19 protein-coding genes are annotated in these 11,566 nt (G+C 59.7%); 8 read left to right on the top strand and 11 right to left on the bottom strand.

The genetic code is table 11. The annotated features are described in order from the left end of the window. The first annotated feature begins 406 nt into the window (after positions 1-406). Positions 407-727 (top strand): hypothetical protein, encoded by a 321-nt coding sequence (locus IEW17_RS20025; protein WP_188563839.1) that lies wholly within the window; start codon positions 407-409, stop codon positions 725-727. Positions 728-904: 177 nt separating this feature from the next. On the opposite strand, the gene IEW17_RS20020 is transcribed toward IEW17_RS20025, so the two are convergent. Further along, complete coding sequence (locus tag IEW17_RS20020) at positions 905-1,324, bottom strand: hypothetical protein (protein ID WP_188563838.1); 420 nt, start codon at positions 1,322-1,324, stop codon at positions 905-907. Positions 1,325-1,492: 168 nt separating this feature from the next. Here IEW17_RS20020 and IEW17_RS20015 point away from each other — a divergent pair, with 168 nt between their 5' ends. After that, a complete protein-coding gene (locus IEW17_RS20015) occupies positions 1,493-1,759 on the top strand; it encodes a hypothetical protein (RefSeq protein ID WP_188563837.1) in 267 nt (88 codons plus the stop codon). A 65-nt stretch (positions 1,760-1,824) separates the two neighbouring features. Here the strand turns inward: IEW17_RS20015 and IEW17_RS20010 are convergent, their stop codons facing one another. Together IEW17_RS20010 and IEW17_RS20005 are read right to left on the bottom strand one after the other, a co-directional pair. Continuing rightward, positions 1,825-2,154 (bottom strand): DUF1493 family protein, encoded by a 330-nt coding sequence (locus tag IEW17_RS20010; RefSeq protein ID WP_188563836.1) that lies wholly within the window; start codon positions 2,152-2,154, stop codon positions 1,825-1,827. A 112-nt stretch (positions 2,155-2,266) separates the two neighbouring features. Next, on the bottom strand, positions 2,267-2,707 hold the full coding sequence (locus IEW17_RS20005; RefSeq protein WP_229749168.1) for a hypothetical protein: 441 nt from the start codon (positions 2,705-2,707) through the stop codon (positions 2,267-2,269). A 299-nt stretch (positions 2,708-3,006) separates the two neighbouring features. Here IEW17_RS20005 and IEW17_RS21140 point away from each other — a divergent pair, with 299 nt between their 5' ends. Together IEW17_RS21140 and IEW17_RS19995 are read left to right on the top strand one after the other, a co-directional pair. Next, positions 3,007-3,282, top strand: a complete 276-nt coding sequence (locus IEW17_RS21140) for a hypothetical protein (protein WP_229749167.1) — start codon at positions 3,007-3,009, stop codon at positions 3,280-3,282. A gap of 105 nt (positions 3,283-3,387) precedes the next feature. Continuing rightward, on the top strand, positions 3,388-3,789 hold the full coding sequence (locus tag IEW17_RS19995; RefSeq protein ID WP_188563833.1) for a hypothetical protein: 402 nt from the start codon (positions 3,388-3,390) through the stop codon (positions 3,787-3,789). A gap of 82 nt (positions 3,790-3,871) precedes the next feature. On the opposite strand, the gene IEW17_RS19990 is transcribed toward IEW17_RS19995, so the two are convergent. From IEW17_RS19990 to IEW17_RS19980, 3 genes are all read right to left on the bottom strand, one after another. Next, a complete protein-coding gene (locus tag IEW17_RS19990) occupies positions 3,872-4,183 on the bottom strand; it encodes a DUF7668 domain-containing protein (protein ID WP_188563832.1) in 312 nt (103 codons plus the stop codon). A 158-nt stretch (positions 4,184-4,341) separates the two neighbouring features. Beyond that, positions 4,342-4,977, bottom strand: a complete 636-nt coding sequence (locus tag IEW17_RS19985) for a hypothetical protein (protein ID WP_188563831.1) — start codon at positions 4,975-4,977, stop codon at positions 4,342-4,344. A 66-nt stretch (positions 4,978-5,043) separates the two neighbouring features. Then, the gene (locus tag IEW17_RS19980; protein WP_188563830.1) at positions 5,044-6,546 is read right to left on the bottom strand and encodes a T9SS type A sorting domain-containing protein; all 1,503 of its coding nucleotides are present in this window, start codon (positions 6,544-6,546) and stop codon (positions 5,044-5,046) included. Positions 6,547-6,640: 94 nt separating this feature from the next. Between IEW17_RS19980 and IEW17_RS19975 the strand changes: the two genes are divergently transcribed. Further along, complete coding sequence (locus IEW17_RS19975) at positions 6,641-7,087, top strand: SUKH-3 domain-containing protein (protein ID WP_188563829.1); 447 nt, start codon at positions 6,641-6,643, stop codon at positions 7,085-7,087. 586 nt (positions 7,088-7,673) lie between these two features. Next, a complete protein-coding gene (locus IEW17_RS19970; RefSeq protein WP_188563828.1) occupies positions 7,674-7,907 on the top strand; it encodes a hypothetical protein in 234 nt (77 codons plus the stop codon). An 83-nt stretch (positions 7,908-7,990) separates the two neighbouring features. Here the strand turns inward: IEW17_RS19970 and IEW17_RS19965 are convergent, their stop codons facing one another. The 5 genes from IEW17_RS19965 to IEW17_RS19945 form a co-directional block, all read right to left on the bottom strand. Next, positions 7,991-8,218, bottom strand: a complete 228-nt coding sequence (locus IEW17_RS19965) for an integrase core domain-containing protein (RefSeq protein ID WP_262891861.1) — start codon at positions 8,216-8,218, stop codon at positions 7,991-7,993. A gap of 99 nt (positions 8,219-8,317) precedes the next feature. Continuing rightward, positions 8,318-8,662: a DDE-type integrase/transposase/recombinase gene (locus tag IEW17_RS19960; protein ID WP_188563826.1), complete on the bottom strand. Its 345-nt coding sequence runs from the start codon at positions 8,660-8,662 to the stop codon at positions 8,318-8,320. 314 nt (positions 8,663-8,976) lie between these two features. Then, entirely contained in the window at positions 8,977-9,375 is a 399-nt protein-coding gene (locus IEW17_RS19955; RefSeq protein ID WP_188563825.1) for a hypothetical protein, read from the bottom strand. A gap of 60 nt (positions 9,376-9,435) precedes the next feature. Continuing rightward, positions 9,436-9,723, bottom strand: a complete 288-nt coding sequence (locus IEW17_RS19950; protein ID WP_188563824.1) for a DUF7710 domain-containing protein — start codon at positions 9,721-9,723, stop codon at positions 9,436-9,438. A gap of 83 nt (positions 9,724-9,806) precedes the next feature. Further along, positions 9,807-10,229, bottom strand: coding sequence for a hypothetical protein (locus IEW17_RS19945; RefSeq protein ID WP_188563823.1), 423 nt, complete (start codon positions 10,227-10,229; stop codon positions 9,807-9,809). A 103-nt stretch (positions 10,230-10,332) separates the two neighbouring features. On the opposite strand from IEW17_RS19945, the gene IEW17_RS19940 reads away from it, so the two are divergent. Next, on the top strand, positions 10,333-10,803 hold the full coding sequence (locus IEW17_RS19940; RefSeq protein WP_188563822.1) for a helix-turn-helix domain-containing protein: 471 nt from the start codon (positions 10,333-10,335) through the stop codon (positions 10,801-10,803). Further along, a complete protein-coding gene (locus IEW17_RS19935) occupies positions 10,800-11,498 on the top strand; it encodes an IS630 family transposase (protein ID WP_229749166.1) in 699 nt (232 codons plus the stop codon). Before IEW17_RS19940 ends, IEW17_RS19935 begins: the two co-directional genes overlap by 4 nt. Positions 11,499-11,566 lie beyond the last annotated feature (68 nt).

Here is an 11,566-nt window from a genome sequence, read left to right as displayed (position 1 = left end):
AGAATCTTACTCCACTCCTTTCCTTCATTGACCTAAATTAAGAGGTCGTGTCTGAACATAGGATAAGAGTAGTTATAAGAACGACCTCGGAAAAGTGGTGATTTTGGCCTCCTCGGTCGGGGTACTGCCGGCGTGGTACTTTGGCGGGGAACCGGGCTCTTGTTTGGAGTTTACGAAACTCATCCCTTCGACCAGTTTCCTAAACTTTGAATCGTAGACGAGTTTCTTAGACTCGCCAGGCCTTGCAATGGCCTACGAGCACCTGGTGCTGGGCAACTGCCAGGCGTTTGCCGAAAGGAGGGTTCAGATTTTCCACACACCTTTGGCCCTATGAATCTCCTTGCCTTGGCGACGGGTACCGCATGGGTGGCACTGGCTTCGAACATAAAATCAATTGCCTAACTCCGTGAGCAACTTTGAAATCACCCTGTTCTTCATTGCGTTTGGTCATATAATGGCAGGCTCTATCTATAACAAGTACCGCATCAGAAAGCTGTTAAATTATATCTCGGTTTTTAGAGGCACGCTGCTGGATGAGAACGATTTTTCGACTTTATTGGATAAGTATACCTCCTTTCTGGCGCCTATGCAGCTTTTTCCAGGCCGAAAGGGGTACCCGGCGCTTTACTCAAATGAGGAGTTCGCTGAATTTTGCCACAACGGTAAGTTGCTAATAGGCTATATCTATTTCGTCAGCTTTTCTTGTATCGTTGCTGCAATGTGGTAACCGGAGGAGCAAACCTCCCGAAGGGTCGGGGCCGCTGGGGCGTGGTGGGCAAGGCACGGACAGACTTGGCCTACCACCGCCATCCCTAACCGAAGACAAAACGCATCTCTTTTCATTGCCGTCCAAGTTCAAGAAAACGGTCCCCAGGTAAACGAGGTGCGTTCAAAATAACGAGGGTTAAAGCGCTTTGATTTTGTCAAAATGCATTAAGCACAAGCGTAACTCTTTCGCGGCTTTTAACAACTGCCTCTCCACCGCACCTTCCGGTTTAAAAGCCCGAAAATGGCGTTGATTTTCCTGCCAATCGGCCGGTCCCACGAGCGGACGCAGGGCCTGGTTGAGGGCGTGTAAGTGGCGGGTGTGGCGCTTGTCATCGTAGTCCGGCAGTTGGTGGTTCACTAACTGAAAGACGGTGACCTGGAAGTAGTCCTCAGGATTCTCGTAGGAAATGGAGACCACCTGGGCCGCGTTGCGGTACTGCAGGTCGTAAAAAACCACGCTGCGAGCCGTTTCCGCCGACTGAACGAAGTCGAACTCTAGAACGAGAAACGCAAAGTACGTTTTGGCAGACGCCAGAAAGGCTTGTGCTGCTATCATGGGGCAAGGGCAGGGACACGACGCGTGGGTAAGCTACCGCCGAAGTTTAGCGAAACGGTCCTCCTGCCAGCACTTACAGCCCACCGGCGGTGCGACGGGCTATGCGGTTACTGCCGGAACCTCGGGCGTTCCGCCCGTGTCTTGTGCCCAATTAAATACGTTTACGCGATGGAAGTTTCCAACCACAGCCTGGCCGAGGCCACGAACACCGCTCCCTTTCTGGACTACGCCGTGTGCGTGGACGACGACAACCGCCCCGCCAAGCACGTGGGCGACTGGCCGGTGCGCGGGCGGGTGTACCCGGTTCGCGTCACGGAGGGCAAAGCGGAGGGCTCCGACTTGGTGCACGTGCTCGGTTTCCGGGGCGAAGCCCCCTACTTCAACGCCTTTGCGCCGCATCGCTTCGACATCATTGAGCGGCTGTGGCTGAACTAGTGTTCAGCGAAAGGGTCGGACGCTAAACTGCTCCATTTACTCAAAGGAGCGAAACGGTAAAGCCGTCAGGCTCCCTGGGTAATCGTTTCGTCTAATCGCTGGGCTTCGATGCCCCGTTGCAAATGGCCAACCGTTAGCTCCTTTCGCTGGGGTTTGACGGGCCGGAACCACGCCAGCACATCAAGCCCTTCACCGTCGAAATAGTCTGCGGCCGGGAATTGGGTAACGTCCACGTGAAAGGTCTTGGCATATGCGAGCAACAAGTCGTTTGCGTCGTCGCCGTACACGCCGAGGTCATCCTGCAGGCGCGTATGCGCGGCGATGGTCTCCGAGGAGGAAACGCCGCTTTGCTCTCGGATGAAATCGACTAAGGCGGTTGAAAGGGAGGGCTCCATGGAGCAAATAAACACCGGAATCCAGACCGATTGCTTTTGCTGCTCAAGTCTACGAAAACGGTCCCAAGCTAAACGTGGCTCGTTCAGAAATAGGAGCGTAATTGTGGCCGCGCTAATCAATGCGGTGGTACCAGTTGTAGTCGTGGTTAAGGAGCGCCACCGCAATGCCGTTTACCGCGCCTTCGTACGTTTCGTAATCGTAGGAGATAAACAAGGACTGGTCTCCGGCAATGACTAGCGCCGTGTCCTTGCGAAATTGCCCAAATTGGACTTGCAATCGATGGGTGCCCGGGCAAATGCGGAGCACGCCCGTGCGTTTTTCGCTGGAAAGGCGGGGGGTAACAAAGAGGCGGTCGTCGAGCAACGAGTCATCCAGCACAACGCGCGCCCGTACCAGCGTGTCGGCCGTGCTGATGTTGCCCACATACAGTTCCAGTTCCTTGGTCTGCGTACAGGCAAGGCGCTTTGGAGGGGGGTGTGAGCATCCCATCAGCAGCCCAACCAAGAGGCAGATCGTACACATGATTAGTCGGAACGTGCCAAGGTGGGTCATGAGCATCAAGGTAGATTGAAGTTCAGGAAAACGGTGCTGCCTTGAACGCGCGCCGTTCAAAGTAAGGAGGGGAACAACTACCCGGTTACCTTCGCGGTATGACGAAGATTTACCCCATTCTGGTGCTTTGGACTGTCCTGGCGCTCATCAGTTGCTCGAAAGAGCCTCCGGCGCCAGTAGTGCCCCCGGAGTCCGCATTTGTCTACACAGTGGACGGGCAAACGTACTCCACGACTGCTGGCATCGGCTTTAGAGAAGCACTTCCCCGAGGGCTCCAATTCCATAACGCGCCTATTCCAGTGACGGTGAATGGCGTGCGCTACCAGGACCACGTAATGGCGTTCTTTTCTGACACGGGTTCAGGTCAATACACCTTGCGCTCGCTGACGTTGTACCGCACCGACGAGCGCGGTCAGGCACAAAGGTTTGAGTTCCTTACCGACGTTGCTGGTACCGCTACGCAGACGGGGGCCAAAACTTGGTCAGGCACGTTCGCTGGAAAAAGTACCAACGCCCAGAACCAGGTGGTGAGCACGCTGAGCAACGGCACTTTTGACCACATTCAGCTGCTGTAGTACAGCAAAACGGTCCCCAGGTAAACGAGGTCCGTTCAAAATAACGAGTCTATTTTTGGAACGCAATTTCCTTCGTTGTATCTGTCGACGCACCCCATTCTGGCCATGAAATTTTCCGTAATGGCCCTGATTGGGGCGCTATTGTTGACCGCCTGCAGCAAATCAGCACCCGCCCCGCCCACTCTAGTTGGCATCTGGGATTTGGAATCTGTCCGCTCCCAATCCGTACCTCAAAACGGAAGCCCTCCAAGGGACCGCACTTACGTAGCCACCCCCGGCGAGTCGCCGCAGGAGTTTACGGCCGACGGCCGAGTCTGGCACCAAAACCCAGGGGCAACGGGCTCGTTTTACCCTTATCGTTTTGACGGCACCACCGTCGTCGTCTCGTTGGGACCCTTCGATATGCAGTGGCAGGTGCTCGAACTCAGTGCCCACCGCCTCGTCTACCGTTACGTTCACGATGGCTCCCCCGTCCAATTCACGGAGACGTTCACCTACCGCCGTTAAGGGATTCTGTTTATGCAAACGGTGGCAAGGTAAACGCGTTCTGTTTAATTGAAGGAGCGTTTGAAAGAGCATCCTACACTTCTCAAAGGGCATGAATGCTTTCTAGCGTGAAGGGGTAAAACTCATCGGTTTCGTCGTCAAAGAACTGGCATTGTAGGGTTAACCAACTCTCTTTGTCGTCAATCAGCAAATCGTAGTCTACGGCCACACGCTCTGTACCATCGACGGGGTAGAAATCGTAAGTGGCAATGCCCGGTTCAGGGAAGGTAACGGCACCCCCATAATAGCCATCCAGAGCCTCTGCCATGTCTTCGGCCGTGAGTTGCTTTTCCCTGTCCAGCGCGGTTAACTGTACAAAGTCCCGCTGGGCCAACAGCCGAACGATGCGTTCCAAGCTACGGGTAAGTTTGAGGCTGTTCATAGAAACGTTAACTGGGCACAAAGGAACCGCACTAACGCTGGCAACCAAGGGCACAAACCATAGTGGGGCCGTTCAGTTAAACGGTCCCAAGATAAACGAGGCCCGTTCAAAAATAGGAGCCTTTATTCTTGTTACCGCAGCGACCAGGGCTTAATGTCGTTTTCGCGGGTGAGCGGAATGGGCCGGGTGCTGTTCTCAAATCCCACCAATGTGCGTTGATACAGGAAGCCATGCCGGGCCCCGGCCCACTCGTGGAAAAAGAGGGTATCGTGGCGTTCCCGATAATTGCCCATTAGCAGCGAGGTTGTGGAGCCGTTTTTTCGATTGGTGACATCCGACAAATCAAACACGTGGCCGGGGTGTTCCAGCGTGATTTCGTAGCGCTGGCCGCCTTGTACAAAGCTGTAGCGCCGATACGTTGAATCGCGCGGAGCGGCATACCAAGGCGAGAAAACGAAAAAGGCAAACAGGCTGACTGCCACTCCCACGTTAAGGGCCCAAGCCCACCGGGTCGTATAGAGCACCCGCCGCCACGCCAGCCAACTCAACACCCCCACGTGCAGAGCCAAGCAACCCGCGCTCACCAGCAGCCCCTGGTCCTGGTGCCCTTCTCCGGAGCCAAAGGCAAAAAAATGAATGAATGCGCCGACTACTTGCCAAAGAAAGTGCCCGCTGACCGTCAGCAGTAAGCCCAGAGCCCAGAGCACCACGTGCCCTGCTGTCGAAGCACGCAGCCACGTTAACCAGGACTGATAGCGGGTAGGCATTGTTGCTGCAAAGTAGCACTGAACCGTTCAAGAAAACGGTCGGAAACGCAAAGGAGGCAAACCGGCTTATTCCACCACGACGCGCAGGGTACGCGGGGCGGCGTCCTCAGTCGCGACGGTAAGCAGGTACACGCCCGCGACCACGTTGCCCAGGTCCCAGCGGGCCCGGCCGCTGGCGGTTTCCACCCGCACGGCTTGCCCGAGGGCCGTAGCCAGCGTCAGGACCGCCCGGGCCGGCAAGCCGTCGACGGCGAGCCAGTGGCGGGCCGGGTTGGGGTAGACGTGGTACGCGGCCGCTTGGGCCGGGCGCCGGCCCAGCGGGCCGGCCAGCGTGCGTTGCAGGACCAGTGAGCCCGTACGCGCGCCGTTGCCCAACTGCCCGTAGTTGTAGGGGTTGCCGGTAGTGCCCGGCGCCGGCGCCGCCCCGCCGGCGTACACGCCCCCGTCCGTTCCGATGGCCAGCGTGTGCACGTGGCCGCCGGCCACCTGCGCCCAGGTCCCGTTGGTGGCCTCGCGCACCGGCGCAAAGGGCACGGTTTGGGCGTTGTTCACCAACTGGCCGTACACGTTTTCGCCCCAGGTCCACAGCGACCCGTCGGTCCGCAGGGCCGTCGCGTGCGCGATGCCGGCGTGCACCTGCTGCCAGCGGGTGCCGGCCGCCGCGGCCGCCGGAAACGGCAGCAGCGCCGGTTGCAGCGGCGCCGCGCTGGGCCCAACGACGCCGTTGGCGTTGTACCCCCAGCCGCAGAGGTCGCCGGTGGAAAGCAAGCCCAGCGAGAACTCGCGGCCCGCCGCGGCCTGGACCCAGCGCGCGCCGGCGGGGGTGCCCGCCGGCACGGGCACCGCCACGGGCTGCGCGCGGTCGGTGCGCGTGCCGTCGCCGACTTCCCCGTCGCCATTGCGGCCCCAAGCCCACAGCGTGCCGTCGGAGCGCAGGGCCAGCACGTGGTAGCGGCGGCTGCTGACCGCGGTCCAAGTCGTGCCCGGGGCGGCGCCCGGGGCCGTCACCGGCAGGGGCGTGCCGGCCCACGCCCCGCTGGGACTGAGCAGGCTCTGCCCCCACTGCCACAGCGTGCCGTCCGCGCGGATGCCCAGCGAAAACGAGCTGCTGGCGGCGCAGTGCGCCCACCGGGTGCCGGCCGGCGCGCTCACGGCCACCGGCCGCGGGGCGAACGCGGGCCCGGTGGCGCCCGTGCCCAGTTCCCCGACGCCGTTGCTGCCCCAGCCCCACAGGCTGCCGTCGGAGGCGATGGCCAAGGCGTGCGAGGCCCCCGCCGAGACCTGGGCCCACCCGCTGCCCGGGGGCAAGCCGGCGGGCAGCGCGACTTGCTGGGGGACCAAAACGGGCGCCGAGGTGGGGGCGCCGAGGCCCAGTTCGCCGTCCACATTGGACCCCCAAGCCCACAGCGTGCCGTCGGCGCGCACGGCAAAGGACTTGAACCCGCCCGCGCTGACCTGGGTGTAGGGCACGGGTTGTTGCGCCAACGCCTCAAAGGCCAGCAGTCCGGCGGGCACAACCCAGGCGAGGCGCCCAAACACGGTAACGATTAGCGAGGCAACGGGGCACATGGGGTAAAGGTTAAATTCTCCCCGAAGGTAGGAGCCACACAATGTAAGACCCAGGCAAACGCCTTGTTTACTCAAAGGAGGGTAAGTTTAGGCCATGGGCTCATTTTCAGCTTCTACCCTTGCTTCTCTTTCCCAAGCTGGGTGGCAAGCCGGCCGCAACACCGACACCCTCTCGTACCGGCTGTGCTTGGCGGCCGAGGGGTATGCGTGGTTTCCCGCCGTGGCCGCGTTCCTGGGCGAGTTCGGCGGTTTGGCCCTCACGTTCCCCCGTCACCACCAGCGCGACACCGTGCACTTCCACGCCTGCCAGGCCAGTGTCGGAGTGGATGCCCGCTGGGTGCGCGACGACTATGCGCGCCGGCTGGGCAACCGCACGTTGTGCGTCATTGGCGCGGCCTATTCAGACCATTTGGTTTTGTTCATGGACGACGCGGGTCAGGTATACGGCGGCTACGACGACTTCCTGTGCGAAGTGGCCGGCAGCGGGCCCGCTGCTATTGAGGCCCTTGTTTCTAATCAGCCTCTTCCCGAGATTCAGTAGCTTCGATGACGTTCAGCCAAACGGTCCCAAGCTAAACCAGGCCCGTTCAAAGAAAGGAGCGTTATGTTTAACCTTTGCCTGATAGGCAAATTCTTCTTAGCCTCCACCAGCAAAATGAACACAGTGCAGCGCCGAACATACGAACGATGGGCATCGAACCTGCTTTTGCTCACCGTGGTGCTCTTGCTGGCTGGTAGCCTGTACAACCGCAAGTTCTTGTTTGATGGTCAAGGTCATTCTGTGGCAAAAACAGCCATAAGCCTTTGCTTGGTCTGGCTTATCGGAACGGCGGTGGGCATAAGGAAAGGCTACCAGTGGCCGAAGGTGCTGCTCTTGGTGTGCTACGCTTCTATCCTTAGTTCGTTCATCTACGAGTATGTGTCAACGACCATGGTCATGGTGCCCAGAACAGTCCCGTTTCCCCTTTTCCTGCAATGCGCACAATGGGCGACGCAGGTTTTAGCGTTGTTGCTGGTATGCCTCAGCCTGCGACAAACTACATCGCTGCCTCAGTCAACCAGCGTTCACTGAAACGGTCGAGACAGCGAAAGGAGTACATCTTTTACTGCGCAAGCTATCTTGCGCCATGCAACATTTCTTTGAGGTGCTGATGACGTACGCCGACTACCGGCAGGGCTTTGTCGCTGAGCTGTGGCTGGCTAACCAGCACATTGCCGAAATCTACCAAAATGCGCAGGGAGGGAAGTGCATCGACCTGCATTGCCCGCCCGCGCAGGCCCTGTCGTTGCCCTTAGACGCCTGGCTAGAGGCGTTGCAGCAGGCGCAGGCAGCGCTGTGGCCCCTGGCCGGGAGAAAATAGGCGCGTAGCATAACCGCGGTCCAGCGAAAGGGTACTGCCGTAAAGAAGGCTCGTTCAATTGAAGGAGGGATGAGGTGGTCCGATTAGGCTGGACAGTTTAGGGCAGTAGTTTGAAGAAATTGATGATGAGTGTGATAGGGCATCTGGTAGCCAATGCTGGAGTGCAGCCGCTCGTGATTGTAGTAGTCAAAATAATCGGCGACGCTGGCCTGCGCATCAGCTAGGTCGGCAAAAACGGGCCACTCGCGGAGTTCGAGCACCTCCGTTTTGAGCCGGGACCAGCGGCTTTCGGCTTGGGTCGTACTCGGCAGGGCATTATCGTAGCAGTCGCCCTACCGGGTACGACCGCGGCGGCTCTGCGAGCGCAGGGCCCCGTGGTCATGGAGCAGGGCGCGGTAGGCGTTGCCGCTCTACTGGGTACGACCGCGGTCGGAGTGAACGATGAGGCTTGGGATGGGCGACTGCGCGAAAAAGACCCGCTGCAAGGCCGTGGTGACCAATTCTTCCGGCATGGTGGCCCCCGCATGCCAGCCCACGACGTGTTTGGTGCACCTATCCTGAAAGGCGCACAGATAGGCCCAGTCGCCGTTGGCCAGCGGCAAGTACGTGCTGTCGGACACCCCCACCTGGTTGGCTCGGGTAAGCTTGGGTTGGTCCAGCCGGCGGTTGGGGGCGCAGCGCAGCCCGTGCGTGGAGTCGGGCGTGCGCGGGGTGTAGGCCTTGGGTTGCAGGGCGTGCAGACACTCCCGGCGCATGGCCATGCGCCGGCGCTGGCGGCCCACCCGGTGCCCATCCCAGCGCTACGCGACCTGTAACCGGCGGGTGCCGTAGCGACACTTATGGCCTTGGTTAAAAGTTTGGTACAAAGGTTAAACGGACGGCCACTCGGTGGGCGTGCCGACGCCCGCTGACAATACTTGGTCGGGCTCCGAAAGGTGCACCTTTTGGAGCCACGAGGCTACGAATTACGGCTCCCTTGATTTTACGTGTTGTGACCGGTCGTCGTTTGCAGCACGTAACAGGGCTGATGCCCCATTTGAACCACCCTTTCGCTGAACTAGCGTGCTGCTCAGTTCAAGAAGCTGGTCAGCAAAAACGAATTTTGGGCCCCTATTCGGATAAACTGGTCGTTTTCCAGCCGAAAGATGATGTGGCTGGATTCGTCTTCGGGCTGTTCCATGAACGAGTCGGGGTCCTGGTCCTCGGGCTCTTTGAAGCCGATTTCCTCGATGCTGTTGGGCAGCTGTGTGCCTTCCCCTACCTGAAAAAAGCTGACCTGCTCAAAGACCACGACCACCTGGCAGGGGTTGGGGGCGTTTACCCACTCATCGGTGCGTTTGACAAAGTGGAGATAGGCCCAAGGGCCCTCCCGCAGGGCGCTTACCAGTACATAGTCGCTATGTAAATCAAAGTAGCCAGCGCCCAGTTTGAGTGCGATGCATTGGTCGATGGTGTAGGTCAACTGCATGGTTGGCAAAGAAACGCTCCTTTGCCTTCCCGATCGTTTTGGCGAACGGCGGCGTGTTAGTCAACCGATGTCGTTTGGGTCGTAGTGGTGGTGCTCTTGGCTGCCCGAGGTAAACCGTTGGATAAAGGCGGCTTCGGTGTGTTCGGGCTTGGTGGGCTGAAACAGTTGCTTTTCTTGGGCCCACTCATACACGCCTTGGTCCACGGGATAGCGAGTTAAAACCCCGGTTAGTTCGTGCTGGTGAATCCACGCCTCGGCCTTGTCACGCGTGGTGAACACCCCGCTGGCAAACCGCCCGCCCGAGCCGTGGAAAACCCACACGCCGGAATCGACATCCTCTTGCTCCATTGTTTGCTTTCAGTTGGGTGAGAAGGCGCAAACCTACGGCAGTAACATAATGACGCGTTTATCTTCGGACCGTATCCGTGAACTTAGAGCTGTTGACTCTGCATGGCTTGGCGCAAGGTTTCCTGCACCTGACGCAATGCCTCTGGGGTGTTCAGGTCCACCACCAGCAAGCGGTCGGCTACACCCGCCGCTTCTAAGCACGCGATTTCCGCTTGAAAGGGCCGGTCCTCAAGCCAGTAGAAGTCGGCGTTTAGGTGAATGGCCTCGGTTTTCAGCGCATCCCAGTTCGTGGGATGCACCGCCCCCAGCTGCGCCAAGCTACTCGCCGGCAAATACGCGCTCAGGTAGCGAAGGGCGGTGGCTGGGTCCCCTTTGCAATGCGTGGTGAGCCAGTAGCACTCGAAGTGCTGCGTTACGAACGCCACAAATTCCTCCACGCCTAGAGCCGGCCGGGTGTGCTTAGCCGTGAGCAACACGCCGTCAATGTCTAAATAGAGCTTGGTCACCCGACGAAAGTACTACCTGTCTAAAGGCTCCTTCAATTGAACAAGCTAGTGCTTAGTCAGGGGAGTTATTCGAACAAAAACGAAGGGTGGTCGTTGGCCTTGAATGGGAAGACCAATCACACCATTCATCCTGAGGTCGGCTGACCGCCTGACCATTGAGGCCTTGACACGCAAAGGCCGCCACGCCGGGCGCACGGTGCAACGCGGACGGATGCTGTTGCGACTGGCCGACGGGGTGAGCGGCTACACCGTGGCGGACGAGTTGGGCTGTTGCGCGCAGACGGTGTATCAGGTGCGCCGCCGCTACATCGAGTCGGGGCTGGCCATAGCGCTCGGCGAGGCCCCGCGCAGCGGTGGCCCCCGGCGCTTTGACGGGGTGGCCCGCGCCGCCCTCACGGCCCTGGCCTGCACGCCCGCCCCGACCGGACACAGCCGCTGGACCCTGCGCCTGTTGGCCGGCAAAGCCGTGGAACTGTGCTTGGTGGAAACCATTTCGCATGAAACGGTGGGGCAGGTACTCAAAAAAACGAGGTACAGCCCCAGCGCCAGCAGCACTGGTGCCTGGGCGCGGTGAACGCGGCCTTTCTGGCCCGCATGGAGGACGTGCTGGCCGTCTACGAGCGAACCTATGACCCGCTCTTTCCCGTCGTTTGCTTCGATGAGCGCCCCTGCGTCCTGCACGGCCAGCCCATCGAGCCGCTGCCGCCTGTGCCGGCGCAACCTGCTCAGGGCGGGCAACCCGCCAAAGCCGGCCGTCCCCGGCGCGAAAGCAGCACCTACGTGCGCCAGGGCACGGCCTGCCTGCTGGCGGCCTTCGAACCGGGCACGGGGCAGCGCCTGGTCGAGGTTTCGGCCCGCCGCACCGGGGCCGACTACTGCCGCTTTATGCTGGTCTTGGCCGCCGCCTATCCGCAAGCCGAGAAAATCGTGCTGGTCCAGGACAACCTCAACACCCACACCGATGCCGTCTTTTACCAGCACTTGCCGGCCGCCCAGGCCCGCGCGCTGGCGGCCCGCTTCGAGGTGCATTACACGCCCAAAAATGCCTCTTGGCTCAACATGGTCGAACTCGAACTCTCGGCCATCGCCCGCCAGTGCCTGCACCAACGCATCCCCACCCAGGACGAGCTGACCGCGCACATCGACGCCTGTGTGGCGGAGCGCAACGCCCGGCGAGCGACCGTCAAGTGGCAATTCTCGCTCGACAAGGCCCGACAAAAACTAACCCGGCACTATCAAAAGGTTTGTGCAGATAATTCCCCTGACTGAGCACTAGTGGTCTGACAACTTAGTTTTGCGTTGTTACTTTGGTCAGGTCGGCGTACCTGTTTTTCAAG

The sequence above is a fragment of the Hymenobacter frigidus genome, assembly GCF_014640435.1.
GTDB classification, from domain to species: domain Bacteria; phylum Bacteroidota; class Bacteroidia; order Cytophagales; family Hymenobacteraceae; genus Hymenobacter; species Hymenobacter frigidus.
This window is presented reverse-complemented; position numbering and strand designations above follow the sequence as displayed.